The following is a 26386-nucleotide window of genomic DNA, read 5'->3' as shown; positions in this document are numbered from 1 at the left end:
AGTACCTGGGTGTTGGCGAGCGGACTTGGTTCCATGAAGATAGCGCAGGGGAACGGCGTTCCCGCGGCGGCAACTGAGATCCTTCTCACCGCACATGGCCACCCGCATTGCGGCCGGCCAGTAATAGCTATTTGAACACGAATGCCGGGGGCGATTCGCGTTCATCGTCACACTATATGAAATAGCACTGTAACAGACCGGAATTATATGTGAAGAACATCACAAAATAACGCGATATCGTTCACAAATTCGCTAAAGAAGCGGCTGAAGATCGCGGGTGCGGCGAACACCCGCGTTGCTTAGAGTATAGGCGGAGTCCCGCGATCGGTCGCGCCGGCGCGGGCTCAGCGAGGGCTTACAGCGCCAGGAAGAAACCGGCGATGGTGGCGCTCATCAGATTGGACAGCGTGCCCGCCGCCACGGCCTTCAGACCGAAACGCGCGATGTCATGGCGACGGTTGGGCGCCATGCTGCCCAAACCGCCCAGCAGGATCGCCACCGAGGAGAGGTTGGCAAAACCGCACAGCGCAAAGGAGATGATCGCCTTGGTGTGCGTTGACAGCACCTGCAGGCCTTCCGCCGCCACCACATCGTCCGGGCGCAGATAGGCGCCGAAGTTCATATAGGCGACAAACTCGTTGACGATGATCTTCTGGCCGATAAACGAACCGGCGGTCATCGCTTCACTCCACGGCACGCCAATCAGGAAGGCGATCGGCGAGAACACCCAGCCGAGGATCAGCTCGAGCGACAGCTGCGGGTAATCGAACCAGCCGCCGATGCCGCCGAGAATGCCGTTGAGCAAGGCGATCAGTGCGATAAACGCCAGCAGCATCGCGCCGACGTTCAGCGCCAGCTGCATGCCGGAAGCCGCGCCGGAAGCCGCCGCGTCGATCACGTTGGCAGGACGATCCTCTTCGGCGATCAGCTTCATCGCATCGTCTTTATCGTGGGTCTGCTCGGTTTCCGGCACCATCAGCTTGGCGAACAGCAGCCCGCCCGGCGCGGCCATGAAGGACGCGGCGATCAGGTATTCCAGCGGCACGCCCATCTGCGCGTATCCCGCCAGCACCGAACCGGCCACCGAAGCCAGGCCGCCGCACATCACGGCGAACAGTTCTGACTGGCTCATGGTGGCGATATACGGACGCACCACCAGCGGCGCTTCGGTCTGGCCGACGAAAATGTTGGCGGTCGCCGACAGCGATTCGGTGCGCGAAGTGCCCAGCAACTTGTGCAGGCCGCCGCCCAACACGCGGATCACCAACTGCATGATGCCGAGGTAGTACAGCACCGCAATCAGCGAGGAGAAGAACACGATCACCGGCAGGACGCGCAGCGCGAACACGAAGCCGCCGCCGCCGAACACCTCAAACATCTTGTCGGACACCAGCCCACCGAAGATGAACGAAATGCCCTGATTGCCGTAAGCGATAACGTTTGCCACGCCGTTAGACATACTGCCGAGGATGCTGCGGCCCAGCGGCACGTACAGCACCAGCGCGCCGATACCGACCTGAATGATGAACGCCCACACCACGGTGCGCAGTTTGATGGCCCGACGGTTGCTGGAGAGCAGCACCGCAATGGCGATCAGCACCGCCATCCCGACCAGACTCATGATGAGTTGCATGCAAAGTTTCCCTGTTGCAAAAAATAAAATACATCCCTGCTCATGAAGAGAGGTCTGCTATTGGAGTGTTTCGGGGGGGATTATACTGAGCGAGGTCACCCTCGCACCGATTTATGTCACAAATGTATACAACGAGACGCAAATGAAAATCTTATAACGTGACGCAAGTCACGTTATGCAGACCTCAATTCGGCATGGCGAACAGCGCTTGGGTATTGCGTTGCAGGTGGGCGGCTATCTCGTCGGCCGGTTCCGGCCGCAGTTCGCACAGCGCGTGAAACACCTCGGCGGCGCGCTCGGGGCGGTTCGGCTGCCCCTGATAGCCGGCCAGCGGCATGTCCGGCGCATCGGTCTCCAGCAGCAGCGCCTCAAGCGGCAGTTGCGCCATCACGGCGCGCGTTTTCTGCGCCCGCTCATAGGTGATGGTGCCGCCCACGCCGATGTAATAGCCGAGGCGGATAAACGCCTGCGCCTGCGACAAGCTGCCGGCAAAGCCGTGCACCACGCCGCGGCGCGGCAGCTGCATGCGCCGCAGCGCGGCGGCCAGCTGGTCGTGGGTGCGGCGCGAATGCAGGATCACCGGCAGGTCATGCTGTTTCGCCAGCTTCAGTTGGGCCAGCAGCACGCTTTGCTGCCGCTCGAACTGTGGGTTATCCATATACAGATCGAGCCCGATCTCCCCCACCGCCACCAGCTTGTGCGGCCGTTCGGCCAGCAGCGCCGCCAACTGTTCCAACTGCGGCTCATGATGCTGCGCGATATACAGCGGGTGCAGCCCCAGTGCGGCGAACAACGGCGCATGCTCCTGCGCCAGCCGCAACACCCGCGCGAAGCGATCGGCGGTGACCGTCGGGACGATGATGCGCTTTACGCCGGCGCTTGCCGCCCGCGCCAGGCTCTCGGCCTCATGCCCGGTAAAGGGCGGGAAATCGAAATGGCAGTGGGTGTCGGTAAAGGCGTAACTCACAGCGCGCCCCCTTCACCCGGCGGCAGATCGCCCGGCAGGATGATTTTCGGCGCCGCCACCGCGGCCTCCGGCTGCGCCGCCCGCTCGGTGGGCATGGCGATGTCGGTCACGATCGGCGAAGGCATTCTGACGTTCTCCGGCTGGATCAGGCGGCGCGACAACGCTTTTCGCACCTTCATGCCGTCGGGCTCCTGCTGCGCCATCCACTGGCCGACGGTGGCCAGGAAGTAGCGGCCGCAGCGGCGCCCCAGGTGATAATCCTGATTGAGCGCCCCCAATCGGCTGCCCAGCGCATTGCTGGCCAGCGGCTTCGGCGGGAAGATCTCGAAGATGCGCAGCTTGCCCGGCGGCTTTTCGATAAAGCGCTGGATGCGGTGATAGCTTTGCTCGTGATGCTGCAGGATGCGCACCATCTGCTGCAGGCTGCTGTCGCTCAGCCAATGCTCCATGCGCTTCATCCACTGTGGGGTGTAGTACATTTGCGAAGGCACGGTGCGGATCACCACGATGGTGTCGGCGCCGCGGCGATAGGCCTCTTCCACCGGGATCGCATCGCTGATGCCGCCGTCCTGATAGCTGACGCCGTCCAACTCCACGCCCTGACGGTAGAAGCCGGGAATGGCGCTGGACGCCTTGATGGCCGGCAGCCAGCGTTCGCGCTGCGCCGGCAGATAGGTCGGCTCGAAATCGTCGCTGCGGCAGGCGCACAGCAGGAATTCGCGCCCGTCGGTAAAATGCTGTTCCGCCACGTCCATCGCCAGCGGCATCTGCGCCGCCGCCGTATCAACCAGCCAATCGAGATCGATCAGATGCCCGCCGCGCACGAAGCGCAGCGGATTGAAGAACTGTGCCGAAGTGGTGTAACGGGTGATCACCGACGCGCGTAGCCCATCTGCCCGCAGATATAGGCAGACAGATTCTGAGCGCCGGCCGATGTGCCGATCAGCAGATCGAAAGGGTTAAAGCCCGCGCGCTGAAACTCGTCCAGCACGCCGGCGGTGAAAATGCCGCGCTGGCCGCCGCCTTCGCAGACCAACGCCATTTTTCCTGGTCGAAAAGGTTTAGACGCCAGCGGTTCTATATTGCCGAGCGTGATGGGTATTCTGTATCCCAACTTGGCATCCTCAGTGAGACGTTTTCTCAGAGGATACCGCGTCTCGCTCTCTTCCGTAATCCTCTTGCAGCACGCCGACGAGGAAATCATTGCTGCCGGCCAACCAGGCACCATCGCTGCCGGACCATTCGGCCCAAGCCTGCCATACCTGACCTTTCAGCTGTTTCCAGCGCCCGACGATGATGTCGCTGTTCATGGCCGGCCCTCCCCGACGTGAGAAAAGGAATTAAGCTTTGTTACAGTTTGCAGGAAAATGCCGGCCGGCTAAGGGCGCCGACGGCCGGTGAACAGACTGACCAGGAACAGGATGATGCCGACAACGAACACGACTTTGGCGGCCCAGGCGGCGGTGCCCGCCAGCGAACCGAACCCCAGTGCCGCAGCGATAAGCGCGATGACTAAAAAGATAATGCCCCAACGAAACATAAGCTTCTCCTTACCATTGTGAAAAAATTCGCTGCCGTCTACCGCCCCGACAACGGGACATCGACGGCAAATCAGTTTCTTTTTTTGGTGGTACACGTCGGGCCGCCTTGACGGCCCGACAGATGCGGCTTGTTGTTACTTGTTACGGGCGCCTGGCGGGATTACTGCTTGACCACCAGGTCGTTTTTCACGCTTTTCACGCCGTCGATAGCCTTGGCGATGCTTTCGGCACGCTCAGACTGCGCCTGCGTTTTCACTTCACCGGAAAGCTGCACCACGCCATCGGTGGTTTCCACTTTCACATTGCGCGACGGCACGATGTCATCGGCCAGCAGCTTGGCTTTCAGCTCGCTGGTGGTGGCGGTGTCGCCGGCATACGATTTGATCGACTGGTTGGCTTCATCTTTCACGTGCAGCTTGTCGCTGACGGTTTTGACGCCTTCCACCTTGCCGGCAACCGCAACCGCATGCTCCGCCTGCGCCTGGCTGCCGACAAACCCGCTCAGGATCACGGTGCCTTTTTCGGTTTTCACCGAAATGTCAGTGCTTTTGATGCTCTTATCGTCCACCAATGCACTTTTAACTTTAGCCGTTATCGCGCTGTCATCCATGTAACCGTCAACTTTTTTCATGGAGCTATCGATTTTGGCACCGGCACTGTCCGCGGCGTTAGACGCCTTGTTGAGCAGACTGTCTTCGGCCAGCGCAGTGCCGCTCACCAAAGCAGAACCCAAAACAACAGCCATCAGCGAGTGTGCAAATTTGGTCTTTTTCATCGATCTCTTCCTTTTGTTGGGGGCCCCAGCGCCAGAGCGCCGGAACCCTTCAGCCGCCTTCACGCGGCCTCTCGGTAAATACTTCATCATCGCTATACGATTAAGCGTTCACGACAGGAATATTGCAACCGCCGTGCCAACTCCATAAACACCTTAAAAATCAAACAAAAAGAGCGTTAAGTCGGATTTTTAATCAAAAAACTGTCGCCTATTGACGACAGACCAAGTGACACGAAACGGTAAAACAGTCATCTCATTGATATTTAAGGAAACAGACTGTCTCCTATCGGCAACACATCAGAATAACTCACCAAACAATCAGCGTATTACAGTGATTTACTCTCAAGCAATGTGCGGACATCTCGTTAAAGATAGACCATGCGGCGGAAAACGCAGGCCAATCGCGTCTCGCCTGGGCGACATCGATTCGCAGGATAAAATATGAGGAAGATTTATTAATTAGCGGAGTGAGAATACGGGGAATGGGCAGGGCGCACCGGGCGCCCTGCCGATGTATCAGTGTTCGCGGGTCTTGCGGAAGGTCACGTCAGGATAGCGTTCCTGCGTCAGGTTGAGGTTCACCATGGTCGGCGCGATGTAGGACAGGTTGTCCCCACCGTCCAACGCCAGGTTGATCTCGTTCTTGCGCTTGAACTCTTCGAACTTCTTCACGTCGTCGCACTCGACCCAGCGCGCCGTCGACACGTTGACCGACTCATACAGCGCTTCCACGTTGTACTCGCTCTTCAAACGCGCCACGACCACGTCGAACTGCAGCACGCCGACCGCGCCGACGATCAAATCGTTGTTGGCGATCGGGCGGAACACCTGCACCGCGCCCTCTTCCGACAGCTGCACCAGCCCCTTCAGCAGCTGTTTCTGCTTCAGCGGATCGCGCAGGCGAATGCGGCGGAACAGTTCAGGCGCGAAGTTCGGGATGCCGGTGAACTTCATGTCTTCACCCTGAGTGAAGGTATCGCCGATCTGGATGGTGCCATGGTTGTGCAGACCGATGATGTCGCCCGGATAGGCTTCTTCCACGTGCGAACGGTCGCCGGCCATAAAGGTCAGCGCGTCGGAGATCACCACGTCTTTGCCGGTGCGCACCTGACGCAGCTTCATGCCCTTCTCGTAACGGCCGGACACCACGCGCATAAAGGCCACGCGGTCGCGGTGCTTCGGATCCATGTTGGCCTGGATCTTGAACACAAAGCCGGTGAATTTCTCTTCCGCCGCCGTCACTTCACGGGTGTCGGTTTTGCGCGGCATCGGCGCCGGCGCCCAGGCCACCAGGCCGTCCAGCATATGATCCACGCCGAAGTTGCCGAGTGCGGTACCGAAGAACACCGGGGTCAGCTCGCCGCTCAGGAACGCCGCCTGATCGAACTCGTGGGAAGCGCCCTGCACCAGCTCCAGCTCATCGCGCAGCTGCGCCGCCAGATCTTCGCCTACGGCGACATCCAGCTCCGGGTTGTTCAGGCCTTTGACGATGCGCACTTCCTGAATGGTGTGGCCTTTACCGGTCTGGTACAGGTAGGTTTCATCCTTGTACAGGTGGTAAACGCCTTTAAACAGCTTGCCGCAGCCGATCGGCCAGGTGATAGGCGAACAGGCGATTTTCAGTTCGCGCTCGACTTCGTCCATCACTTCCATCGGATCGCGGATGTCGCGGTCCAGCTTGTTCATGAAGGTCAGGATCGGCGTGTCGCGCAGACGGGTGACTTCCATCAGCTTGCGGGTGCGATCCTCAACGCCCTTGGCGGCGTCGATCACCATCAGACAGCAGTCCACGGCGGTCAGGGTGCGATACGTATCTTCGGAGAAGTCCTCGTGCCCCGGGGTATCCAGCAGGTTGACCAGGCTGTCGCGATACGGGAACTGCATCACCGAGGTGGTGATCGAGATCCCACGCTGCTTTTCCATTTCCATCCAGTCGGATTTGGCGTGCTGGCTGGAGCCGCGGCCTTTTACCGTACCGGCGGTCTGGATCGCCTGTCCGAACAGCAGCACTTTTTCGGTAATGGTGGTTTTACCGGCATCGGGGTGCGAGATGATGGCGAAAGTTCTTCTTTTGGAGACTTCGCGGGCAAATTCACTAGGAGACATGGTTTTCAGGTTCTACGGTTAGTCCGCCCTGCGACATCATCAGAACGCGCCGATCGCGGCGCCGGGCAAAGCGGTGAATAAAAGATAACAGCCGGGCATTTTCGCCGATTTGCCAACCGGTGACAATCAATGGATCCGATTTCCCGCTAACGCAGGCGGAAATCGGGAGACAAAGCGGCCCAATGCCGACGTAATACCGATTTGTGATCGCCCGCCATCGGCAGGTCTGCCAATAATGTCGGCCACAAATTTCGCGCCTTTTCGATGGCATCCACAAGGTGCACCCGTATCGCAGGCCAGGGAATATCGACCCGCTCAGCCCAACGCTCGAAGGTTTGCATTGAGATCCTATCCCAGCGCTTTTCCTTCGCCATATTGAGCGCAGCCTCAGACTCACCAGGAATATAAGCCAACGTAGTGACGATGTCATAAGCGGGAGAAAGCCGGACATCAGTCTGATGCGGATAGATCATGGACCAATTTTTTACGTGCGCATCGCCATTGGCGAGCAAAATATTCGCCAACAAGCGGCGCGCCATTTGCTGCACATCCGCTAAAGATTCACTGCCATACTCATAGAGATAAGCCGCTATCTGATCGTAATTTTTGCCGCGGTATTTATCGTGCGCGTAAATCTCGAATATCTGGGCAAAATCTTCTGCATGCACTCGCCCGCTTTCGCTGCGGTCAAAACGACGGATGGCATAAGCATAAGGTTCATCCGCCAAGCGAATATCAGGCAAGTGTTCAAGTCGTGTCAGTTCAACCAGCTCAATATCAGGAATATCCACGCCGATGGCTTGCGCCAAACGCATTGCCGTATATTCATTTTCAGGGAGATGGCGATGAACCGTTGAAGGCGTTTTAATGATCCAGCTATCAGCGCCCACCTGAGAAGAAATGTTGAAGCGGCCCTCTTTGCGCACAGAGGAAAATTTCATTTGTACTCCTGCCAGAGAAAACTTTTGCGCCGCCATCCCCACATCAATTTGCACGGCTTCCAACTCGCCGCGCGACGTTAGCGCCCAGGCGGGTATGTCACTGGCGGCCAGCGGCCGTGCTTCAAGCGCTCCCGGCAAGTTTCCCCCGGCCCAAGCAATTAAAGGAAACTCCTCATTCACGTGGGTTTTCAACGACTGGGCCACCCAAGCGCGCAGTGTACCTTCGGGTAACAAATTGGATAAGACGGGCGGCAGACGCTGCGATGACTGTAAAACTTGCTCAAGATACCCCGTGTGCGCCTTCTGCCTGAGCGTAAACAAAGGACGAACACGCTCCGGCAAAGCAAGGTAGTGTGGATCAAACGTCAGGATGTTTCTGCCGCCGCTGTAATGCGCCAGCACGCCAACACGCACGCCATGCAATATCAAGGCTAATGCCTGTACCGATTCAACCTGTCGCAGCCCTTTCATCAGCTAGTCCTCGAGATCTCTCAGTTTTTTTTCAAAATCCTGCGGCTTATCGACTTCCGGTGCGCGACTCACTTCCTGTTGCAGCAGGCACTCCACATCACGGGCAGACTTTTTCGGCACGATGACATATTCCAAATTCATCGCCGCCAATATTCGTAGCAACGTGCTTACCCGCATATCGCTACCCGATTCAATACGCTGATATTGCTGTTGGGTCATGCCAATCTTCATTAAAAAGTCTTTTTGACTCCAGCCCAACTCACTGCGTTTTTCTTTCAGCAACGCTGATATTTCAGATAATTTTCTCATCCGCGCCTCCAAACAACGCATTGATTGTTTCACCAGCAATAAACAACAAATTAGTTGTCGAAACAGTGAAAAACAACTTTTTTGATGTAAATTAATGAAGAAACAACTTTTTAGTTGTAAAAGGGAATGAAAACAATGAACAGGATGTTTTAGATTACCCCAGCGGCAACGCCATCACGATCGCGTCTTCGCGGCCGTGGGCGCTCGGGTAATAATTACGACGCACGGTGACTTCGTTGAAACCGAGATCTTCATACAGCGCGATCGCCGCCTGGTTGGAGGCGCGGACTTCCAGCCACAGCGTAACCACGCCGCGGCTCTCCAGCTGTTCGATCAACGCGTTGAGCAGCAGGCGGCCAAAGCCCCGGCGCTGGTGCTGCGGATGAATGGCGATGTTGAACAGCGTGGCTTCGTCCAGCACGATCTGCGTGATGGCGAACCCCGCCATCTCCCCATCGGCGCTCAGCTTCAGGTTAAGGTAGCGATCGCCCTGATTGCTGGCAAAGGTGGTTTCCGTCCAGGGGAAAGCGTGGCTGGCTTGCTCAATGTTGAAGGCCGTGGCCAGGTCGGCCGCCGTCAGGGTAGAAATCGTGTTCATGATGACAAATCTGCTGCCAGAGGGCGCGTTTGGCCCCCGCGTCTTGGGAAAGCTCGGCCAGCGCCGGGCTGTGTAGCTGCGCGCCGGCGACCGCGAGCGGTTCCGTCACGCCCAGCCGCCAACTGTTACATGCGGTCTCTTCAGGCAGCATCGCCACCTGTTCCGGCGTCAGGCTGTAGGTTTGCGCCGGCGTCAGCCCCAGGCTGCGCAGCACGTCGCAAAACAGCGGATCGTCGGGCGCCGGCAGCGTCTGCGCCACCACCAGCAGGCGCGTCTCGGGCGGCAGACTGACCGCCACTTCGCCCTGCAACACGCCCGGGCGGCGCAATGTCCACTGCGTAATACCCAGTTGTTGTAACAGCCAGTCGCGTTTTGATGCCATGCCGATTCCTACCCGTTGTGGTGCGCCATGCCTGCCATGCGCCGCGCTATGCTAACAAACCCGCGCAGCCCGCGCCAACAAACCCGTCGAACATATCGCCACAAAGCTCTATAATCCCCGGTCTCATTTCCAGGAGCCAATATCTGATGTCTGCATTAACCCCCGCCAGTGAAGTCATGCTGCGCCACAGTGATGAATTTATCGAACGCCGCGTGCTGTTTGCCGGCGACCTGCAGGACAGCCTGCCGGCCCAATTCGAGGCCGCGGACGTGCGCGTCCACACTCAGCAATACCATCACTGGCAGTTACTGAACCGGACGATGGGCGATAACGTGCAGTTCGGTTTGACCGTCGATCCCGCTTTCGTCGCCGACTGCGACACGCTGGTTTACTACTGGCCGAAGAGCAAGCAGGAAGCGCAATTCCAGCTGTGCAACATCCTGGCGCTGCTGCCGGTGGGCGCAGACGTGTTCGTGGTCGGTGAAAACCGCAGCGGCGTGCGCAGCGCCGAGCCAACGCTGGAAGGCCACGTCACGCTGGTGAAAATCGACAGCGCGCGCCGCTGCGGCCTGTATCACGGCCGCCTGGACGCGCAGACCGAGTTCGACCTGAACGACTGGTGGGACAGCTATCAGCTGCACGATCTGGAAGTGAAAACGCTGCCGGGCGTGTTCAGCCGCGACGGTCTGGACGTCGGCAGCTCGCTGCTGCTGTCGACGCTGGAAAAACACATGAAAGGCAAGGTGCTGGACATCGGCTGCGGCGCCGGCGTCATGGCCTCGGTAATGTCCAAGCTGTCGCCGAAAGTCAAATTGACCCTCAGCGACGTCAACGCCGCCGCGGTGGAATCCAGCCGCGCGACGCTGGCCGCCAACGGCATCGAAGGGGAAGTGATCGTCAGCAACGTTTACTCCGACATCACCGGCCGTTTCGACATGATCATCTCCAACCCGCCGTTCCACGACGGGCTGCAGACCAGCCTGACCGCCGCCGAAACCCTGATCCGCGGCGCGGTGAAGCACCTGCCGATCGGCGGCCAACTGCGCATTGTCGCCAACGCCTTCCTGCCATACCCGGACATTCTGGACGCCACCTTCGGCAGCCACGAAGTGCTGGCGCAGAACGGCCGCTTCAAGGTGTACCAGGCGACCGTCGGCCGTCCGCCGCGCGCGCCGAAGAAGAAATAATTCGCCGTTGGCGGAAAACGACAGAGCGCGGCCTGCAGGCCGCGCTTTTTTTTAACCGTTGATGTAGGTCATCGACTCCGCGCCGTAGCGATCGCCGGCCGCCGCGCTCAGCGGGAACACCGCTTCAATCGCCGCCAGCTCAGCCGCGCTCAGCGTTATCTCCGCCGCCGCGACGTTCTCTTCCAGGTAACGACGGCGTTTGGTGCCGGGGATCGGCACGATGTGTTCCCCCTGCGCCAACACCCAGGCCAGCGCCAGCTGCGAAGGTTTAACGTCCTTCTGCGCCGCCAGCTCGCTCACCTTCTCCACCAGCGCCAGATTGCGGCTGAAGTTTTCCCCCTGGAAGCGCGGGTTGCTGCGGCGGAAGTCGTCCTCGGCCAGATCCTCCGGCCGCTGGATAGCGCCGGTGAGGAAACCGCGCCCTAACGGGCTGTAGGGTACAAAGCCGATGCCCAGGCGCTCACAGGCCGCCAGCACGCCCTGCTCGGCATCGCGGGTCCACAGCGAATACTCGGTCTGCAACGCCGTGATCGGATGCACCTTGTGCGCCCGCTCCAGCGTGGCGACCGACGCCTCGCTCAGGCCGATATGGCGGATCTTGCCTTCGCGGATCAGATCCGCCATCGTGCCGACGACGTCTTCGATCGGCACCTGCGGATCGACCCGATGCTGATAATAAAGATCGATCTCCTCCACGCCCAAGCGCCGCAGGCTGCCCTCGACAGAGCGCCGGATATACTCGGGGCGGCTGCTGACGCCGCGCGCCGAAGGATCCGCCGGATCGCGCAGGATGCCGAACTTGGTGGCCAGGAACACCTGTTGCCGTTTGCCTTTGATCGCTTCCCCCACCAGCTCTTCGTTGGTGTGCGGGCCATACATGTCGGCGGTGTCGAGCAGCGTGACGCCCAGCTCCAGCGCCCGGTGCAGCGTGGCGATGGCCTCCTGCCGATCGGCGCCGGTGGAGTAGAAGTCGCTCATGCCCATGCATCCCAGCCCCAGGGCGGAGACGACGGGACCGTGGGAACCCAGTTTACGTTGTTGCATTGTGCTGCCCTCATGCGGTGAATGGATAACGCAGCAAAGTCTGGTTGTTTACGCGACAAAGATAAATAATTCAGATTGCACATCACTGTTCAAAAATCACCAACAATCCGGAGTGGACATGGATCAGGTTCAAGCCATGCGCATTTTTACCCGCATCGTCGAACTGGGCAGCTTCAGCCGGGCGGCCGAACGCCTGCAGCTGCCGCGCGCCACGGTCAGCAACGCGCTGAAACGGCTGGAACAGCGGCTGGGCGTACGCCTGCTGATCCGCACCACCCGCCAGGTGCAGGTGACCAGCGAAGGCAGTCTCTACTATCAACGCTGCGTGCAGTTGCTGGGCGCGCTGGAGGAGGCGGACACGCTGTTCAGTCACCATAAGCTGCAGCCGTCCGGCAAAGTGCGCATCGATATGCCCCATTCGCTGGCGCGCGAGGTCGTCATTCCGGCGCTGGACGACTTCTACCGGCGCTATCCCAACATCACGCTGGCGCTGGGCGCCAACGACACCCACGTCGATCTGCTGCGCGAAGGCGTGGACTGCGTGCTGCGCGCCTGGGAAACCGAAGACGACAGCCTGGTGGCGCGGCGCATCGCCCAGTTGCCGCAGGTCACCTGCGCTTCCCCCGCTTACCTGCAGGCCCACGGTACGCCGCTCGACATCGATAGCCTGACGCCGCACCGCGCGGTGGGGTATTTTTCGCTGGCCAGCAACCGCGATTACCCGCTGGAGTTTTGCCGCGGCGGCAAGCTGGAACTGCGCGAACTGCCCGCCCGGCTGAGCGTCAGCGGCGCCGACGCCTATATCGCCGGCGCGCGCGCCGGCATGGGATTGATACAGGCGGCGCGCTATTCGCTTGCCCCTTGGCTGGAACAGGGCGAACTGGTGGAAGTGCTGGCGGAAACGCCGCCTCCGCCGATGCCGATTTACATCATGTATCCGCCCGGCCGTTTCCTGGCGCCGCGGGTCAGAGTGTTGATTGATTGGCTGATTTGGCTGTTTGACCAGCAGAAAAGCGGCGATATGGCTGTTTTTCCAGCAAACGCCCGCAAAGCGGGGAAATAACTGTTGACGTGTCCGCCAAAATCTCTAGAATTCGCCTCCGTGGTAACGTTACTCCGGTAATGTTTCTGGTACGCGAAGGTGGCGGAATTGGTAGACGCGCTAGCTTCAGGTGTTAGTGTCCTTACGGACGTGAGGGTTCAAGTCCCTCTCTTCGCACCAAATAACCACATGATTTATATTGCACTCAGCATCGATGCGAAGGTGGCGGAATTGGTAGACGCGCTAGCTTCAGGTGTTAGTGTCCTTACGGACGTGAGGGTTCAAGTCCCTCTCTTCGCACCAATTGATGATCTCCCCGGCAGTATCCTCGAAAAAATCCCAACGCATTGATGAATCACACGCTTAAGCGTGGTTTTGCCGTTTCCGGCGTTTCACCCGAAGCTGAAGTTCAGGCTGACAGCCGCCAGGCCGCCCGCCAGCGCCATACAGGAAGGCAGCAGCAGATAGTGGCGCAGCCGGCTGTTGAACAACATGACCAGCGTGGCCAACATCGCTATCACGATCAGGGTGCGCAACTGCACCATATCCAGGTCGATCAAGGCCAGCAGCGGCATCAGCGCACAAGGCAGCAAAACGCCCCAGGCGCTGGCCAGGCGATCCCCGAGGCACCAACTGACGCCCCACAGCCCGCACGCGGCAATCATGGCGGTGAGCATGACAACCCCCCTTCAAGTGATAATGATAACCAATATCATATAACACTTTTTTGGCCGCCGCATCATTTTCACTGCGCTGACCAAACCCAGATGACACCAGCATGAAAAAATGATAATTTGACATAAGAAAATTCCTAGTCCTGTTTGCATGATAATAATCACAATACTCAACCATGCAATTCAAGTGGATATTCGCGCCAAAGGAATGCTTCTCAACCTTAATTATTCGACAGAACGACTTTGCAAAGAGTGACCTCCGTATGAACGCCCGTTCTTATCAGGAATTACTGAACAGCAAGCAGCGCCTGGCATTATTTCTTTTTCTGATAATGAATGCCGCCTCTTCCGTATTTACATTACTGTTCCCTTTTAGGGATACGCCCGCATTTACCCTACCTTTATTATGTATACCGCTATTTTGTCTGGTAGCCGCGCTATTGTCCCTGCAAACGCCACGCAAATACTTGTGCAAACTCAACCTGTTCGCCGGCGTGCTCGGCCTGCTCTGGGCCGCACATATTTACGTTAAAAGTCAATATTGCCTACCGAATAACCAAGATTTTTTATTAATTAGTTTGTTTAGCATCTTTTTTATCAGCGCTATTTCCCTGACGGACAACTTTACCGCCTTTTGTTTACACGCCGTGCCTTCCGCAATGGTGATCCTGGCTTTAGACGGCATGCATAATACCCTGCGGATATTATTCACCACGCTATTACCTATTATCGCTTTCTCCATCCACCACCTGATGTTGAAACGCAGTGAAATCTTTACTCACGCGCTGGTGGCCAACCTGTATAACGAGCGCGATAAATTCAATAATTTGAGCATGATCGATCCTCTGACCGGCCTTTATAACCGGCGCGGGCTGGAGAATAAGATCACGATGCTGCTGGAACCGCAAACCGGCCATCATTACGTGCTGTTGCTGGATATCGACCACTTCAAGGTCTATAACGACAGCTACGGCCACGCCATGGGCGATCGGGCATTGGTGCAGGTGGCGGTCGCCATCCGCGATGCGGTGCGTTCGCGCGACATCGTGGTGCGTTACGGCGGGGAAGAATTTTTGGTGCTGCTGACCAACGTGCACGAAGGCTACGCGGCGCAACTGGCCGAACGGGTGCGCCAGCGGGTGGCGGAGCTGAACATCCCGCACGGCGCCAGTCCGCAGCACAGCGGCACGCTGACGCTCAGCGCCGGCATCTCCGCGCTGGAAAAACTGGACATCGAATCGGCGATAGGTGCAGCCGACGCCGCGCTCTATCTGGCGAAGCACAGCGGACGCAACAATATTCAGCTGGCGCAAAACGTCGAGCCCGCTGCCGTTCACTCTTAAGCCGCCGTGGTAACGGCGCGGCGGCTGACATCAACACTTATACGGCTATACGGCGGTGGAACGCAGCCCGTTCAGCAACAGGTTCAAACTGGCCAAGGCTTGTTCCAGCCCCACGTCTTTTTCCGGATGATGGGCGACCCACAGCGCGGCATCCATCAGGCCGCCGTTGATTAAATGCGCCAGCGCTTCCGGATCGGCAACGGCGATACGCCGCTGCGCCATCAATACCTCCAATGCGCCCGTCATCCAGCTGATGCACGCCAGCTTGCTGGCCCGCAGATATTCAGCTCCCAGCACCGAAGGTGAATCACGCAACAGAATGCGTTGCGCTTGCGGCTCCGTCATCATGATCAGATAACTGCGGCAACGCGCCGCAAAAGCCTCCCAGTCATCCGCAGTACTCGCGGTTATCTCAGCCAGATGCGCATCCATCTCCGCGTCTATCGCCTGCACCACCGCCAGGAACAGCCCCTTTTTATCGCCAAAATGGTGATAGAGCGCGCCGCGCGTCAGGCCGGCCTGGGCGGTGAGATCATCCATCACCGTTTCGGCATACCCCACGTTGCCGAATTGCAGGCGGGCCGCCGCCACCAGCTTTTGTCGGGTTTCTTCAATCATTTCGGTACGCGCTTTACGTGCCATGGGTTCACTCCCGCCTCGTTATTGATGACGTTATAATTGACATACGCTATGTATGTCAATTAACGTAACATACGTGGCGTATGTCAATGATGGACATTGAGCGAATACCGAGCCGCAACATTCCGGAGCCCATTTTATGGCAAATCCTTATTTCAAACTGTTCACCGCCCCGGGCAGCAAGGCGTTTTCCTCTGCCGGGCTAATCGCGCGCCTGCCGGTCTCGATGACCGGCATCGGCATCATTACCATGCTCTCGCAGGTACGCGGCTCCTATTGGTTAGCGGGCGCGGTGGCGGCGACGTTCGCCTTTTCCATGGCGCTGCTCGCGCCGCAGATCGCGCGCGCAGCGGATCGCTTCGGCCAACGCCGAGTGCTGCCGTATGCCACCGGGACCAGCGCGATCGCCCTCTTGCTGCTGCTGATTTGCACTCGCTACCAGGCACCGGATTGGGCGCTGTTCGTCTTCGCCGCGCTCGCGGGCGGCATGCCCAGTATCTCCGCGATGGTCAGAGCTCGCTGGAGCGAAATTTATCGCGGCACGCCGCAGCTGCACACGGCATTTTCATTCGAGTCGGTGTTGGACGAAGTCGCCTTTATCATCGGCCCGCCGATCGCCGTGGGGCTCAGCGTTTCACTTTTCCCAGAAGCCGGCCCTCTGGTGGCCGCGCTGCTTCTGGTGGCGGGCGTCACGGCATTCGCCTTGCAAAAAAGCACACAGCCCCCGGTTTACACCCGCAACAGCGAGCGGCAGCGCGCCATCCTGGCTATGCCGTCAATGCAAATTCTGGTGCTGGCGCTGATCGCCCTGGGCACCATTGTCGGCACCGTGGACGTCATCAGCGTGGCCTTCGCCGAGCAGCAAGGCCAGCCGGCCGCCGCCAGCATCGTACTGTCGGTTTACGCGTTTGGCTCCTGCCTCGCCGGGCTGATTTTCGGCGCAATGAAGATCCCCGTCCCCTTGCCCCGCCTGTTCTTATACGCGGCGTTCGCCACCGCATTCACTACCCTGCCGCTGCTGTGGGTGCACAATGTCTTGACGCTGGCGGCGGCGATGTTTGTCGCCGGACTGTTTTTCGCGCCGACCATGATCATTGCCATGGGGCTGGTTGAAAACATCGTGCCCCCCGCCAGGCTGACGGAGGGATTGACCTGGATGGTCACCGGTCTGGGGATAGGCGTGGCGTTCGGCGCAGCCCTGGCGGGCCTGGCGATCGACGCTGCGGGGATAACGGCCGGCTTTGGCGTCACGCTCACGGCCGGCCTGGTCGTACTGCTGGTGGCGGCCGGCGGCTATCGCCTAATGCGGCGAACGCTGGCCTTGAAAGCGGCGTGAACCGCCTGCGCTAAACGGTTTCCCAAATCGCCTTGCCCTGCCAGCGCCGTTCGATCGCCGCCAGAAACAGTTTCACTTTGGGGGAGAGATGGCGTCGGCTGGGATAGACGGCGCAGATCGGCGGCCCCGGGCGACAATAGCGTTCCAGCACCGGCACCAGCGTGCCGGCCGCCATCTGTTCACCGACCAGAAACGCCCCTACCTGACACAGACCGGCCCCGGCGACGGCTGCATCCCGCAATGCCTCGACGTTGTTGAAACGCATCCGGCCGCGCACCGGCTGTTCGTGCAGTTGGCCGTTAACCCGATAGCGCCAGGGCGCCGGCAATCCCTGGTGGCTGAAGACCAGCGTCTCGTGATCGCCCAGCGCCTCCGGTGTCGCAGGCGTGCCGTAGCGCGCCAGATAGTCCGGCGCCGCGCAGGTGATCAGGCGGTGCGGCGCGAGCACCCGCCGCACCAGCCGACTGTCGTCGCTGCCGCCGACGCGGATCGCCACATCGATACCGTCGCGCACCAAATCGCTGTAATCGTCGGAGAAGCTGACGTCGGCGTCCACCTCCGGCCACTGCGCCAAAAATTCCCGCAGAATCGGCAAAATATGCAACCGCCCCAACGAGACCGGCACATCCAGCCGCAGCCGCCCGCGCGGGGTTTGCCGCCGCGTATTGAGCGCCGTTTCCGCCTCTTCGGCCTGCGACAGGATGCGCTGCGCATATTCGTAAAACACCGCGCCGTCTTCGGTCAGGCTGACGCTGCGCGTGGTGCGTTGCAGCAGCCGGGTCGCCAATCGCGCCTCCAATCGGTTCACGCATTTGCCCGCCGCCGATCGGGAGATGCCCAGTCTCTCGGCCGCCAGCGTGAAGCTGCAGGCGTCGGCGACGCGAATGAATACCAGCAGGTCGGTCAGGTTATCCAACGGCATAGACGGTAAATTAGCCACGCTTTGTCCCCAATGTTGCGCATTCAGGCCAGTTTATCAGCCATTTTGGCGCGGATACACTGAGGTTCGTCATCTGTTGGGAGAGTCATTATGAGTGCCTTACACGCCGACGGCGGCGCAAAAGCGTGGCTGGCGACCTTCGCGGTCGGCCTGTCCACCTTTACCGTCGTCACCGCAGAAATGCTGCCCGTCGGGCTGCTGACCCCGATCGTCAACACCCTGAACGCATCGATCGGCCGCGCCGGGCTGCTGATTTCCCTGCCGGCCCTGTTCGCCGCGCTGTTCGCCCCGCTGGTGGTGCTGGGCGCCCGGCGCACGGACCGCCGCAACCTGCTGGCGGGCTTTCTGCTGCTGCTGACAGCCGCTAACCTGCTGGCCGCCGCCGCCACCTCCCTGGCGCTGCTGTTCGCTGCGCGCATCCTGCTGGGCTTTTGCATCGGCGGTATCTGGGCCATCGCCGGCGGGCTGGCGGAACGCCTGGTGCCGCCGGCCTCCGTCGGATTGGCGCTGTCCATCATCTTCGGCGGCGTAGCGGCGGCCTCGGTATTCGGCGTGCCGCTCGGGGTATTCCTCGGCGAAGCGCTGGGCTGGCGCATGGCGTTTCTGGCGGTCGCCGTTCTGGCGGCGCTGACCCTGCTCCTGCTGGTGTGCGTGCTGCCGCCGCTGCCGGTCACGCAGGCGATCGGCTGGCGGTCGTTCACCGCGCAACGCGCGAATCGCCGGCTGCTGACCGGGCTGCTGCTGACGTTTCTGCTGGTCGCCGGCCACTTTATGGCTTACACCTTTGTCCGTCCGCTGCTGCAGACGGTCTCCGGCATCGAGAGCCGCTGGGTGGGGCCGCTGCTGTTCGCCTACGGCATCGCCGGCCTCGTCGGGAATTTTATCGCCGGCCAGGCCGCCGCCAAACGACTGCGCCGCACCCTGGCGCTGATCGCCCTCGGGCTGGCGCTCGCCGTCCTGCTGCTGCCGCTGCTGGGCCACACGCCGCTGAGCGGCGGCGCCTTCCTGCTGCTGTGGGGCATCGCCTACGGCGGCGTTTCCGTTGCGCTGATGGCGTGGATGCTCAAGGCGGCGCCCGATGCGGCCGAGGTCGCCTCTTCACTGTATATCGCGCTGTTTAACCTGGCGATTTCCTGCGGTTCGCTGGTGGGCGGGCTGGTGGTGGATGCCGGCGGCCTGACGATAAACGGCGCGCTGTCCAGCCTGGTGCTGCTGCTGGCGTTGGCCATCCTGATGGGGACCCGGCGGCAGATGCCGAAAACGGCGGCGAAAGCCGATTCGCCGCCGGGGTGAGTCAGGCGCGGCGCTGCCGCAGGCCGTAAACCAACACCACCGCGAAACACAGCAGCGGCAGCAGATAAGAGAGCGCGGTGCTGTAACGGTCGGCCAGCGCCCCCATAAAGTAAGGCATGATGGCGCCGCCGACGATCGCCATGATCATGAACGAGCTGGCGCGCTTGGTGTGCTTGCCCAGATTTTTCACCCCCAGGGCGAAAATGGTCGGGAACATGATCGACATAAAGAAGAACACCGCGATCAGCGCCACCACCGAGACGCCGTCGACGCTCAGCATTACCACACCGCACAGCGCAATGTTGATCAGCGCATAGACCGCCAGCAGCGTCGCCGGTTTGACCCGTCCCATCAGCCAGGTGCTGAAGAAACGTCCGACCATAAAGCAGATCATGGCGATCGACAGCAGGTAAGAGGCGCTCTGGTTAGACACCTCGCGCCAGTGCTCGGTGGCGTAGTTGATGAAGAACGCCCCCACGCCCACCTGCGCCGCCACGTAGAAAAACTGCGTGATGACCCCGCCGACGAAATGCGGATGCTGCCACAACCCCTGCGCTATCACGCCGTGCACCGGTTTTTCCTCTTCGCGGATCGCCGGCAGCCGGGTGCGGCTGAACAACAGCGCGATCAGCAGCACCAGCGCGGCGATCGCCACATAGGTCATCTTCACCGCGCTCTGATCGCCGCCGCCGACGGACTGGCCGGCGGAGAAGAACAGCGTGCCGCCGATCAGCGGGCCGATAAACTGCCCGAGGCCGTTGAACGACTGGGCCAGGTTGAGCCGCCGTTCGGCGCCCTGCGCGTCGCCCAACACCGTGGCGTACGGGTTGGCCGCCGTTTCCAGGCAGCCCAGGCCGCTGGCGATAACGAACAGCGCGAACAGGAATACGGCGAAGCTGTTGGCCGACGCCGCCGGCACGAACAGCAGCGCGCCCAGTGCGTACAGGCACAGCCCGACCAGAATGCCCGCCTTATAGCCCTTGCGATCCATGAAATAACCGGCGGGCAGCGCCACCAGGAAATAGGCGCCGAAGTACGCCGCCTGCAGCAGCCCCGACTGCGCCTTGGTGACGTGCAGCGTCTCCTGAAAATGTTTGTTTAATACGTCCAGCAGGCCATAGGACAGCCCCCACATGAAGAACAGGCTGGTGACCAGGATAAAGGCCCAGCGCAGATTGGCGGTCACGGGGACGCCCGGCTGCGCGGAGGCCGCACTTTTTTCAGCAAGCATGGTGATACCCTCGTATCGTCTGGCGATGATGATGTTGGCGTTATTGCTGTTGCAGAGAGAAAATCCGCGCCATTTCCACCCATTTTTCGCCCTGCGGCGTCCAGGGGGTGGCGGCCTGGTAGTGCCACATCAGCGCTTCCCATCGCTGCACTTCGGGGTTGTTCAGGCTGGCGGCGTCAAAACGCGCGGCGTCGAAATCGGCGCTGACCTCCACGATCATGAACAGCCGGGTGCCTAACCGGTAAATCTCCATGTCCAGAATGCCGTGCTCGCGCAAATGCGCGGCGATGCCCGGCCAAATGCGCTGATGATGCTGCTGGTACTCCGCAATCAGCGCCGGTGAGTCAATCAGATCGAGCGCCTGGCAGAAACGGCGCCGCCCTGCCGCCGCGCCGCTCACGTCAGCGCCCGATCGAGATGCAGGTAGCCGCCGTCCACCGACAGCCACTGTCCAGTGGTGTGTGATGACCGCGACGACAGCAGAAACGCCACGGTATCGGCGATCTCCTGCGGCGTGGTCATGCGCTGCCCGAGCGGAATGCGCGCGGTGATCTTCTCCATCTGCCGCTGCGGCTCGGCGAAGGTGTTGAGCCAGCGCTGGTACTGCGGGGTGATCACCTCCGCCGGCACCACCGCGTTCACCCGCACCCCATCATGGCGCAGCGACACCGCCCATTCGCGCGTCAGCGCCAGCACCGCGCCCTTGGCGGCGGTGTAGCCGCTGGTGCCCCCCTGCCCGCTGAGTGCGGTCTTGGAGGCGATGTTGACGATGGCGCCCCGGCTCTCCCGCAGCGCCGCCTGGCACAGGTGCGCCATCAGGTAGTAATGCACCAGATTCTTTTCCAGCGAGCCGACGAACGCTTCGCGCCCCGCCTCCAACCCGACGCCGTCGTTGACCCCGGCGTTGTTCACCAGCCCGTCAATGCGGCCGAAGGTCGCCAGCGTCTGGCTGACCGCCCGGCGGCAGGCCGCCTCGTCGCACAATTCGGTGAGGATCACCCCGGTGCGCGGCTGCAACCGCTGTAAATCGGCCAGCAGCGCCGCCTCCGGCGCGGCGTTGGTGACCAGCACCGGGATCGCCCCTTCCTCGGCCAGCACATGAGAAATCGCCGCGCCGATGCCGGCACCGCCGCCGGTGACCAGCACCACCTTATCTTGCAGATACAGATCCATAACCAGACTCCGTTAACCCGTAAATTCTCCAGGCGGTGTCGCCCCAAATCGCCGCCTGCTCGGCAGCCCCCAGCGTCGAGAGGGCCCGTTCACACAGTTGCACCACCTGGCGGTAGTCGCCGGCCAGCAGGCACACCGGCCAATCGGAGCCGAACATCAGCCGCTGCGGGCCGAACGCCTCCAGCGCGGCATCGAAGAACGGCAGCAGTTCTTCCGCGCGCCACCGGCCACCCGGCGCCTCGGTGATCAGCCCCGACAGCTTGCAGGCCACGTGCGGCAGCGCCGCCAACGGCCGGATTTGCTGCGCCCAGTGCCGCGCGCCGCGCGCGATGTCCGGCTTGCCGAGGTGATCCAGCACCAGCCTGTGTTGGTCGTGGTGGCCGGCAAACGCCGCCGCGGCCGCCAGATCCCGGTGCGTCACCAGGATCTCGTACACATACCCGGCGCGCTGCAGCGTTTGCATGCCGCGATCCACCTCCGGCCGCGCCAGCCAGGCCGCCGGATCCGCTTCGTCCTGCACCTGATGGCGCACCCCGCGCAGCGCGCTGTAAGGCCGCCAGGCCTCCAGACGCTGCGCCAGCTGCGGCGCGGCGATATCCAACCAGCCCACCACGCCGCATACGCCCTCGCTCTGCTCAGCCAGCGCCAGCAGGGCCAGCGTCTCGTCCTCGCTGGGGCGCGCCTGCACCGCCAGTGCGCCGTCGAAGCCGTGTTCCTGCAACAGCGGCCGCAGCCGGGGCGGATCGAAATCCTGTCGCAGCACGCGCATCCGCTCGTCGATCCACGGGTAGTGCTGCGGGTGGTAGCGCCAGTAGTGCTGGTGAGCGTCGATGCGCGGCATGCGATCCTCCCGCCTCACCCGCGGAACCGATACTGCTCGATCGACGACGGATGCATCTCGATCGAGTAACCGGGACGGCTCGGCGGCATGTAGGCCGCGCCGTTGATCACGCAGGGATCGACAAAGTGTTCATGCAAATGATCGACGTACTCGATCACCCGCCCTTCGTGGGTGCCGGCGATGCACAGGTAGTCGATCATCGACAGGTGCTGCACGTATTCGCACAGCCCGACGCCGCCGGCGTGCGGGCAGACCGGCAGCTGGTATTTGGCCGCCATCAGCATCACCGCCAGCACTTCGTTGACGCCGCCGAGACGGCAGGCGTCGATCTGCACCACGTCCACCGCGCCGCGCATGATGAACTGCTTGAACATGATGCGGTTCTGGCACATCTCACCGGTGGCCACCTTGACCGGCGCCACCCCTTCGCGGATGCGGCGATGCCCTTCCACGTCGTCCGGGCTGGTCGGTTCTTCGATAAACCAGGGGTTGGCGAACGCCAGATGTTTCACCCACGGAATGGCTTCGCCCACCTCCCACACCTGGTTGGCGTCGATCATCAGCCGGCGATCCGGGCCGATCACCTCACGGGCGATGCGCACCCGGCGAATGTCGTCTTCCAGATCGCGCCCGACCTTCAGCTTCAGGTAGGAGAAACCGGCGTCGACCGCTTCCTGGCACAGGCGGCGCAGCTTGTCGTCCGGGTAACCCAGCCAGCCGGCGGAGGTGGTGTAACAGGGGTACCCTTCCTGCAGCAGCCGCTCCAGGCGCCGTTCTTTGCCCTCGGCCCGCTGTTTCAGCAGCGCCAGCGCTTCCTGCGGCGTGATGCAGTCGGTGATGTAACGGAAGTCGATGCAGCGCACCAGTTCCTCCGGCGTCATCTCCGCCACCAGCCGCCACACCGGCTTGCCGACCGATTTGGCCCACAGATCCCACACCGCGTTGACCACCGCGCCGGTCGCCAGGTGAATGGCGCCTTTGTCCGGCCCGATCCAGCGCAGCTGGCTGTCGCTGGTGAAGCGCCGCCAGAAGGCGCCCATGTCGGCGGCGATCGTCTCCAGTTGCTCACCGACGATCTGATGTTCCAGCGCGCGGATCGCCGCGCAGCAGATCTCGTTGCCGCGGCCGATGGTGAACGTCAGCCCGTGGCCGCTGAGATCCGTGCGATCGGTCTCCAGGATCACGTAGGCGGCGGAATAGTCGGGATCCGGATTCATGGCGTCGGATCCGTCCAGCCCCAACGAGGTGGGGAAGCGAATGTCTTCAACCCGCAGTGCGGTAATGGTGGTCATGGCGGCGCTCCCGGTTAAGCCTGTACGGTTTGCTGGCGCTGTTCGCCCAGCCCTTCGATGCCCAGACGCATCGTCTGGCCCGCCCGCAGATAGACGGGCTGCGGTTTCTGCCCCATGCCGACGCCCGGCGGCGTACCGGTGGAGATCACGTCGCCCGGCTGCAGGCTCATAAAGCGGCTGAGGTAGCTGACGATCTGTGGAATGCGGAAGATCATGGTGCTGGTGTTGCCGTCCTGATAGCGCTTGCCGTCCACCTCCAGCCACAGGTTCAGGCTGTGCGGATCGGCGATTTCGTCGGCGGTCACCAGCCAGGGCCCGATCGGCCCGAAGGTGTCGCAGCCTTTGCCCTTGTCCCAGGTGCCGCCGCGCTCAATTTGATATTCGCGTTCTGAGACGTCGTTGATCACGCAATAACCGGCGACGTGGCGCATCGCGTCCGCTTCGCTGATGTAGCGCCCGCCCAGGCCGATCACCACGCCCAGCTCCACTTCCCAGTCGGTTTTCTGCGAGCCGCGCGGGATCTCCACCCGGTCGTAGGGGCCGACCACCGCGCTGGTCCATTTGTTGAACACCACCGGTTCTTCAGGAATGGCCGCGCCGGTTTCCGCCGCGTGATCGGCGTAGTTCAGGCCGATGCAGATGAACTTGCCGATGCCGCCGACGCAGGCGCCGAGGCGCGGCTGCCCCTCGACCAGCGGCAACGCGGCGCTGTCCAGCGCACGCAGTTTGGCGAGCGACGCCGGCGATAACGCGGCGCCGCCCACGTCGGCGATATGCTGCGACAGATCGCGCAGGCGGCCCTGCGCATCCAACATGCCGGGGCGCTCTTGCCCGGGTTCCCCGTAACGTAAAAGTTTCATGCGTTCCTCTCTCAAAAATGACGGCTCAGTTGCTCCAGCCGCCGTCGATGATCTGCACCGTGCCGGTGGTGTACGAACTGGCGTCGGAGGCCAGGTACAGCGCCAACTGGGCAATTTCCTCGGTGGTGCCGATGCGCCCGATCGGCTGGCGGGCGACGAACGCCTGATACACCTCTTGCTCGCTACGCCCCTGCTCGCGCGCCTGCTCATTGATGCGCTGGCGCAGCGACGGCGATTCCACCGTGCCGGGGCAGATGGCGTTGCAGCGGATGCCCTGGGTGACGTAATCCGCCGCCACCGAGCGCGTCAGGCCAATCACCGCCGCCTTGCTGGCGCCGTAGGCGAAGCGGTTCGGCACCCCTTTCACGCTCGAGGCCACCGAGGACATGTTGATGATCGAACCTTTACCGCGCGCCAACATGCCCGGCAGGAAGGCGCGGATCATGCGGAACATTGCGGTCACGTTGAGATCGAGCGCGAACGCCCACTGATCCTCGCTGCAATCGAGGATCGATCCGCTGTGCACCACGCCGGCGCAGTTGAACAACACGTCGATCGGGCCGATCGCTTCCGCCGCCGCCGCGATGGCGGCCGGATCGGTGACGTTCAGCGCCAGCGCGCGGATCCCGGCGCAACCCTGCAGGCGCTCGAGGTTGATGTCGCTGGCGATCACGTCGGCACCGGCGGCGGCGAACAGCCTGGCGGTGGTGAATCCGATCCCTTGCCCGGCGGCGGTGATCAGTACGCGTTTCCCGGTTAAATCCATCTTGACTCCTCGGCCTAAAGGTCTAATGGTCAGGCCACTAAAGGCGGTTAAAGGTCAGGCCTCTAACATGACAAAAGACGCTTTACGCGTTATCGTTGGGGGAAGAAGTTAATAAAAACAGCCTTGAAACCGCATTTCAATTAACCATTTTTTTACACTTGAATAACGATTACTCAAGCGCCTTGTCGCATAATTGTGCGCCAAATCACTGAACGCCGAATCGTCAAAGGTCAAAAATGCCGATTACCCGACTGGAAAACCCAAGGATTTACAGACAGATAGCTGACCAGCTCAAACGTCTTATCGAGAACAACGAATTTCCGCCGGGCAGCCGCCTGCCCTCGGAGCGCGATCTTGCCCAGCAGTTGCAGGTCAGCCGCGCGTCGGTGCGCGAGGCGCTGATCGCGTTGGAAGTGATTGGCCTGGTGGACGTCAAGGTGGGCAACGGGGTGATCGTGCGTTCGCAAACGCCGCCGCCGGCGTCGCAAGAACCGGTCATGGCCCAGGCCGGCCGCAACCAGTGGGCGGAAATCGACGACGAACTGAATATCGAGCTGGATTTCAACGCCGAGCTGCCGCCGTTTTCACTGCTGCAAACCCGCCTGTTGATCGAACCGGAGACCGCCGCACTGGCCGCGCGCCACGCCACCGACGAAGAGCTGGCGGGCATCCGCGCCGCCTATGAGCAGAACTGCCGCGATAACCGGGCCGGCTCCGCCACCCACCCCGGCGATCGGCTGTTCCACATCCGCATCGCCCAGGCCAGCGGCAACCCGGCCTATGCGTTCATCATCGGGCACCTGCTCGGCCACCGTTACGGCAGCATGTTCCGCGTGCTGCAGCGCCACTATACGCCGGACGACATGCCGCACCGTTCCGAGCTGGAACACCGGGCGATCCTGGCGGCAATTGAAGCGCGCGACGTGCGCGGCGCCCGCAAGGCGATGAAGGCGCACCTGGACGAAGTGATCGCCATTTTCGCCCGCGCGCAATAGGCCGCGG

General features: G+C 61.3%; 28 protein-coding genes, 2 tRNA genes and 1 pseudogene. 8 read left to right on the top strand and 23 right to left on the bottom strand.

Annotation, left to right across the window (positions count from 1 at the left end; all coding sequences use genetic code 11):
- Window positions 1-355: 355 nt before the first annotated feature.
- The 12 genes and pseudogenes from ITX55_RS07065 to ITX55_RS07015 form a co-directional block, all read right to left on the bottom strand.
- Window positions 356-1633, bottom strand: a complete 1278-nt coding sequence (locus tag ITX55_RS07065) for a NupC/NupG family nucleoside CNT transporter (protein WP_004933076.1) — start codon at window positions 1631-1633, stop codon at window positions 356-358.
- Between the two features lie 184 nt (window positions 1634-1817).
- A complete protein-coding gene (locus ITX55_RS07060) occupies window positions 1818-2600 on the bottom strand; it encodes a TatD family hydrolase (protein ID WP_072626698.1) in 783 nt (260 codons plus the stop codon).
- Window positions 2597-3013 carry a DUF6363 domain-containing protein gene (locus tag ITX55_RS24190; protein ID WP_370632640.1) on the bottom strand — a complete coding sequence of 139 codons (417 nt, stop codon included), beginning with the start codon at window positions 3011-3013 and terminating at the stop codon, window positions 2597-2599. The genes ITX55_RS07060 and ITX55_RS24190 overlap by 4 nt, the downstream gene beginning before the upstream one ends.
- A 174-nt stretch (window positions 3014-3187) precedes the next feature.
- A pseudogene (locus ITX55_RS24185) lies at window positions 3188-3642 on the bottom strand (patatin-like phospholipase family protein); the annotation flags it as partial.
- A gap of 82 nt (window positions 3643-3724) precedes the next feature.
- Complete coding sequence (locus ITX55_RS07050) at window positions 3725-3910, bottom strand: hypothetical protein (protein ID WP_004933086.1); 186 nt, start codon at window positions 3908-3910, stop codon at window positions 3725-3727.
- A 68-nt stretch (window positions 3911-3978) separates the two neighbouring features.
- On the bottom strand, window positions 3979-4140 hold the full coding sequence (locus ITX55_RS07045; RefSeq protein ID WP_004933089.1) for a DUF1328 domain-containing protein: 162 nt from the start codon (window positions 4138-4140) through the stop codon (window positions 3979-3981).
- A gap of 161 nt (window positions 4141-4301) precedes the next feature.
- A complete protein-coding gene (gene osmY, locus ITX55_RS07040) occupies window positions 4302-4916 on the bottom strand; it encodes a molecular chaperone OsmY (RefSeq protein WP_033641790.1) in 615 nt (204 codons plus the stop codon).
- A gap of 516 nt (window positions 4917-5432) precedes the next feature.
- Window positions 5433-7022 (bottom strand): peptide chain release factor 3, encoded by a 1590-nt coding sequence (gene prfC, locus ITX55_RS07035; RefSeq protein WP_033641789.1) that lies wholly within the window; start codon window positions 7020-7022, stop codon window positions 5433-5435.
- A gap of 146 nt (window positions 7023-7168) precedes the next feature.
- Window positions 7169-8434 (bottom strand): type II toxin-antitoxin system HipA family toxin, encoded by a 1266-nt coding sequence (locus ITX55_RS07030; RefSeq protein ID WP_108680157.1) that lies wholly within the window; start codon window positions 8432-8434, stop codon window positions 7169-7171.
- A 3-nt stretch (window positions 8435-8437) separates the two neighbouring features.
- On the bottom strand, window positions 8438-8743 hold the full coding sequence (locus tag ITX55_RS07025) for a helix-turn-helix domain-containing protein (RefSeq protein WP_072626693.1): 306 nt from the start codon (window positions 8741-8743) through the stop codon (window positions 8438-8440).
- Between the two features lie 154 nt (window positions 8744-8897).
- Complete coding sequence (gene rimI, locus ITX55_RS07020; RefSeq protein WP_033641788.1) at window positions 8898-9341, bottom strand: ribosomal protein S18-alanine N-acetyltransferase; 444 nt, start codon at window positions 9339-9341, stop codon at window positions 8898-8900.
- Window positions 9286-9723: a DNA polymerase III subunit psi gene (locus ITX55_RS07015; protein ID WP_046688207.1), complete on the bottom strand. Its 438-nt coding sequence runs from the start codon at window positions 9721-9723 to the stop codon at window positions 9286-9288. The genes rimI and ITX55_RS07015 overlap by 56 nt, the downstream gene beginning before the upstream one ends.
- 146 nt (window positions 9724-9869) lie before the next feature.
- Here ITX55_RS07015 and rsmC point away from each other — a divergent pair, with 146 nt between their 5' ends.
- Complete coding sequence (gene rsmC, locus ITX55_RS07010; RefSeq protein WP_033641786.1) at window positions 9870-10910, top strand: 16S rRNA (guanine(1207)-N(2))-methyltransferase RsmC; 1041 nt, start codon at window positions 9870-9872, stop codon at window positions 10908-10910.
- 51 nt (window positions 10911-10961) lie between these two features.
- Here the strand turns inward: rsmC and ITX55_RS07005 are convergent, their stop codons facing one another.
- Window positions 10962-11954, bottom strand: coding sequence for an aldo/keto reductase (locus ITX55_RS07005; protein WP_072626692.1), 993 nt, complete (start codon window positions 11952-11954; stop codon window positions 10962-10964).
- 118 nt (window positions 11955-12072) lie between these two features.
- Between ITX55_RS07005 and ITX55_RS07000 the strand changes: the two genes are divergently transcribed.
- The 3 genes from ITX55_RS07000 (at window position 12073) to ITX55_RS06990 (ending at window position 13299) form a co-directional block, all read left to right on the top strand.
- On the top strand, window positions 12073-13017 hold the full coding sequence (locus ITX55_RS07000; protein WP_108680155.1) for a LysR family transcriptional regulator: 945 nt from the start codon (window positions 12073-12075) through the stop codon (window positions 13015-13017).
- Between the two features lie 72 nt (window positions 13018-13089).
- Window positions 13090-13176: transfer RNA gene (locus tag ITX55_RS06995), tRNA-Leu, on the top strand.
- Between the two features lie 36 nt (window positions 13177-13212).
- A tRNA-Leu gene (locus tag ITX55_RS06990) sits at window positions 13213-13299 on the top strand.
- Window positions 13300-13388: 89 nt separating this feature from the next.
- Here ITX55_RS06990 and ITX55_RS06985 read toward each other — a convergent pair.
- Window positions 13389-13673 carry a DUF1435 domain-containing protein gene (locus ITX55_RS06985; protein ID WP_033641783.1) on the bottom strand — a complete coding sequence of 95 codons (285 nt, stop codon included), beginning with the start codon at window positions 13671-13673 and terminating at the stop codon, window positions 13389-13391.
- 260 nt (window positions 13674-13933) lie between these two features.
- On the opposite strand from ITX55_RS06985, the gene ITX55_RS06980 reads away from it, so the two are divergent.
- A complete protein-coding gene (locus ITX55_RS06980; RefSeq protein WP_033641782.1) occupies window positions 13934-15013 on the top strand; it encodes a GGDEF domain-containing protein in 1080 nt (359 codons plus the stop codon).
- 45 nt (window positions 15014-15058) lie between these two features.
- Here ITX55_RS06980 and ITX55_RS06975 read toward each other — a convergent pair whose 3' ends face one another.
- Complete coding sequence (locus tag ITX55_RS06975) at window positions 15059-15655, bottom strand: TetR/AcrR family transcriptional regulator (protein ID WP_187048605.1); 597 nt, start codon at window positions 15653-15655, stop codon at window positions 15059-15061.
- 136 nt (window positions 15656-15791) lie between these two features.
- Between ITX55_RS06975 and ITX55_RS06970 the strand changes: the two genes are divergently transcribed.
- Window positions 15792-16988 (top strand): MFS transporter, encoded by a 1197-nt coding sequence (locus ITX55_RS06970; RefSeq protein ID WP_033641780.1) that lies wholly within the window; start codon window positions 15792-15794, stop codon window positions 16986-16988.
- Window positions 16989-16998: 10 nt separating this feature from the next.
- Here ITX55_RS06970 and ITX55_RS06965 read toward each other — a convergent pair whose 3' ends face one another.
- Window positions 16999-17910 carry a LysR family transcriptional regulator gene (locus ITX55_RS06965; protein WP_033651358.1) on the bottom strand — a complete coding sequence of 304 codons (912 nt, stop codon included), beginning with the start codon at window positions 17908-17910 and terminating at the stop codon, window positions 16999-17001.
- Window positions 17911-18018: 108 nt separating this feature from the next.
- Between ITX55_RS06965 and ITX55_RS06960 the strand changes: the two genes are divergently transcribed.
- Window positions 18019-19221 (top strand): MFS transporter, encoded by a 1203-nt coding sequence (locus tag ITX55_RS06960; protein WP_108680154.1) that lies wholly within the window; start codon window positions 18019-18021, stop codon window positions 19219-19221.
- 1 nt (window position 19222) lies between these two features.
- On the opposite strand, the gene fucP is transcribed toward ITX55_RS06960, so the two are convergent.
- Genes fucP through ITX55_RS06925 form a run of 7 tightly spaced genes read right to left on the bottom strand, consistent with a single transcriptional unit; the run spans window position 19223 to window position 25384 of the window.
- Window positions 19223-20452, bottom strand: a complete 1230-nt coding sequence (gene fucP / locus ITX55_RS06955; protein WP_042783649.1) for an L-fucose:H+ symporter permease — start codon at window positions 20450-20452, stop codon at window positions 19223-19225.
- A 40-nt stretch (window positions 20453-20492) separates the two neighbouring features.
- On the bottom strand, window positions 20493-20852 hold the full coding sequence (locus ITX55_RS06950; protein WP_015376547.1) for an L-rhamnose mutarotase: 360 nt from the start codon (window positions 20850-20852) through the stop codon (window positions 20493-20495).
- Window positions 20849-21625: an SDR family oxidoreductase gene (locus ITX55_RS06945; protein WP_033651361.1), complete on the bottom strand. Its 777-nt coding sequence runs from the start codon at window positions 21623-21625 to the stop codon at window positions 20849-20851. Before ITX55_RS06945 ends, ITX55_RS06950 begins: the two co-directional genes overlap by 4 nt.
- The gene (locus tag ITX55_RS06940) at window positions 21603-22466 is read right to left on the bottom strand and encodes an amidohydrolase (protein ID WP_223084975.1); all 864 of its coding nucleotides are present in this window, start codon (window positions 22464-22466) and stop codon (window positions 21603-21605) included. Before ITX55_RS06940 ends, ITX55_RS06945 begins: the two co-directional genes overlap by 23 nt.
- A gap of 14 nt (window positions 22467-22480) precedes the next feature.
- The gene (locus ITX55_RS06935) at window positions 22481-23758 is read right to left on the bottom strand and encodes an L-fuconate dehydratase (protein WP_223084973.1); all 1278 of its coding nucleotides are present in this window, start codon (window positions 23756-23758) and stop codon (window positions 22481-22483) included.
- 14 nt (window positions 23759-23772) lie between these two features.
- Entirely contained in the window at window positions 23773-24618 is an 846-nt protein-coding gene (locus tag ITX55_RS06930; protein WP_042783645.1) for a fumarylacetoacetate hydrolase family protein, read from the bottom strand.
- A gap of 25 nt (window positions 24619-24643) precedes the next feature.
- Window positions 24644-25384 (bottom strand): SDR family oxidoreductase, encoded by a 741-nt coding sequence (locus ITX55_RS06925; protein WP_046898069.1) that lies wholly within the window; start codon window positions 25382-25384, stop codon window positions 24644-24646.
- Window positions 25385-25620: 236 nt separating this feature from the next.
- Here ITX55_RS06925 and ITX55_RS06920 point away from each other — a divergent pair, with 236 nt between their 5' ends.
- Window positions 25621-26379, top strand: a complete 759-nt coding sequence (locus ITX55_RS06920; RefSeq protein WP_033641770.1) for a FadR/GntR family transcriptional regulator — start codon at window positions 25621-25623, stop codon at window positions 26377-26379.
- Window positions 26380-26386: the final 7 nt, after the last annotated feature.

The sequence above is a fragment of the Serratia sp. EWG9 genome, assembly GCF_019913725.1.
Taxonomy (GTDB): domain Bacteria; phylum Pseudomonadota; class Gammaproteobacteria; order Enterobacterales; family Enterobacteriaceae; genus Serratia; species Serratia ureilytica.
This window is presented reverse-complemented; position numbering and strand designations above follow the sequence as displayed.

Excerpts from the sequence above, each read along its gene's own strand:
- ITX55_RS07065 (WP_004933076.1), bottom strand. The coding sequence starts at position 1,633 with ATGCAACTCATCATGAGTCTGGTCGGGATGGCGGTGCTGATCGCCATT.
- ITX55_RS24190 (WP_370632640.1), bottom strand. The coding sequence starts at position 3,013 with ATGGTGCGCATCCTGCAGCATCACGAGCAAAGCTATCACCGCATCCAG.
- ITX55_RS07050 (WP_004933086.1), bottom strand. The coding sequence starts at position 3,910 with ATGAACAGCGACATCATCGTCGGGCGCTGGAAACAGCTGAAAGGTCAG.
- ITX55_RS07045 (WP_004933089.1), bottom strand. The coding sequence starts at position 4,140 with ATGTTTCGTTGGGGCATTATCTTTTTAGTCATCGCGCTTATCGCTGCG.
- osmY (WP_033641790.1), bottom strand. The coding sequence starts at position 4,916 with ATGAAAAAGACCAAATTTGCACACTCGCTGATGGCTGTTGTTTTGGGT.
- prfC (WP_033641789.1), bottom strand. The coding sequence starts at position 7,022 with ATGTCTCCTAGTGAATTTGCCCGCGAAGTCTCCAAAAGAAGAACTTTC.
- ITX55_RS07030 (WP_108680157.1), bottom strand. The coding sequence starts at position 8,434 with ATGAAAGGGCTGCGACAGGTTGAATCGGTACAGGCATTAGCCTTGATA.
- ITX55_RS07025 (WP_072626693.1), bottom strand. The coding sequence starts at position 8,743 with ATGAGAAAATTATCTGAAATATCAGCGTTGCTGAAAGAAAAACGCAGT.
- rimI (WP_033641788.1), bottom strand. The coding sequence starts at position 9,341 with ATGAACACGATTTCTACCCTGACGGCGGCCGACCTGGCCACGGCCTTC.
- ITX55_RS07015 (WP_046688207.1), bottom strand. The coding sequence starts at position 9,723 with ATGGCATCAAAACGCGACTGGCTGTTACAACAACTGGGTATTACGCAG.
- rsmC (WP_033641786.1), top strand. The coding sequence starts at position 9,870 with ATGTCTGCATTAACCCCCGCCAGTGAAGTCATGCTGCGCCACAGTGAT.
- ITX55_RS07005 (WP_072626692.1), bottom strand. The coding sequence starts at position 11,954 with ATGCAACAACGTAAACTGGGTTCCCACGGTCCCGTCGTCTCCGCCCTG.
- ITX55_RS07000 (WP_108680155.1), top strand. The coding sequence starts at position 12,073 with ATGGATCAGGTTCAAGCCATGCGCATTTTTACCCGCATCGTCGAACTG.
- ITX55_RS06985 (WP_033641783.1), bottom strand. The coding sequence starts at position 13,673 with ATGCTCACCGCCATGATTGCCGCGTGCGGGCTGTGGGGCGTCAGTTGG.
- ITX55_RS06980 (WP_033641782.1), top strand. The coding sequence starts at position 13,934 with ATGAACGCCCGTTCTTATCAGGAATTACTGAACAGCAAGCAGCGCCTG.
- ITX55_RS06975 (WP_187048605.1), bottom strand. The coding sequence starts at position 15,655 with ATGGCACGTAAAGCGCGTACCGAAATGATTGAAGAAACCCGACAAAAG.
- ITX55_RS06970 (WP_033641780.1), top strand. The coding sequence starts at position 15,792 with ATGGCAAATCCTTATTTCAAACTGTTCACCGCCCCGGGCAGCAAGGCG.
- ITX55_RS06965 (WP_033651358.1), bottom strand. The coding sequence starts at position 17,910 with ATGCCGTTGGATAACCTGACCGACCTGCTGGTATTCATTCGCGTCGCC.
- ITX55_RS06960 (WP_108680154.1), top strand. The coding sequence starts at position 18,019 with ATGAGTGCCTTACACGCCGACGGCGGCGCAAAAGCGTGGCTGGCGACC.
- fucP (WP_042783649.1), bottom strand. The coding sequence starts at position 20,452 with ATGCTTGCTGAAAAAAGTGCGGCCTCCGCGCAGCCGGGCGTCCCCGTG.
- ITX55_RS06945 (WP_033651361.1), bottom strand. The coding sequence starts at position 21,625 with ATGGATCTGTATCTGCAAGATAAGGTGGTGCTGGTCACCGGCGGCGGT.
- ITX55_RS06940 (WP_223084975.1), bottom strand. The coding sequence starts at position 22,466 with ATGCCGCGCATCGACGCTCACCAGCACTACTGGCGCTACCACCCGCAG.
- ITX55_RS06935 (WP_223084973.1), bottom strand. The coding sequence starts at position 23,758 with ATGACCACCATTACCGCACTGCGGGTTGAAGACATTCGCTTCCCCACC.
- ITX55_RS06930 (WP_042783645.1), bottom strand. The coding sequence starts at position 24,618 with ATGAAACTTTTACGTTACGGGGAACCCGGGCAAGAGCGCCCCGGCATG.
- ITX55_RS06925 (WP_046898069.1), bottom strand. The coding sequence starts at position 25,384 with ATGGATTTAACCGGGAAACGCGTACTGATCACCGCCGCCGGGCAAGGG.
- ITX55_RS06920 (WP_033641770.1), top strand. The coding sequence starts at position 25,621 with ATGCCGATTACCCGACTGGAAAACCCAAGGATTTACAGACAGATAGCT.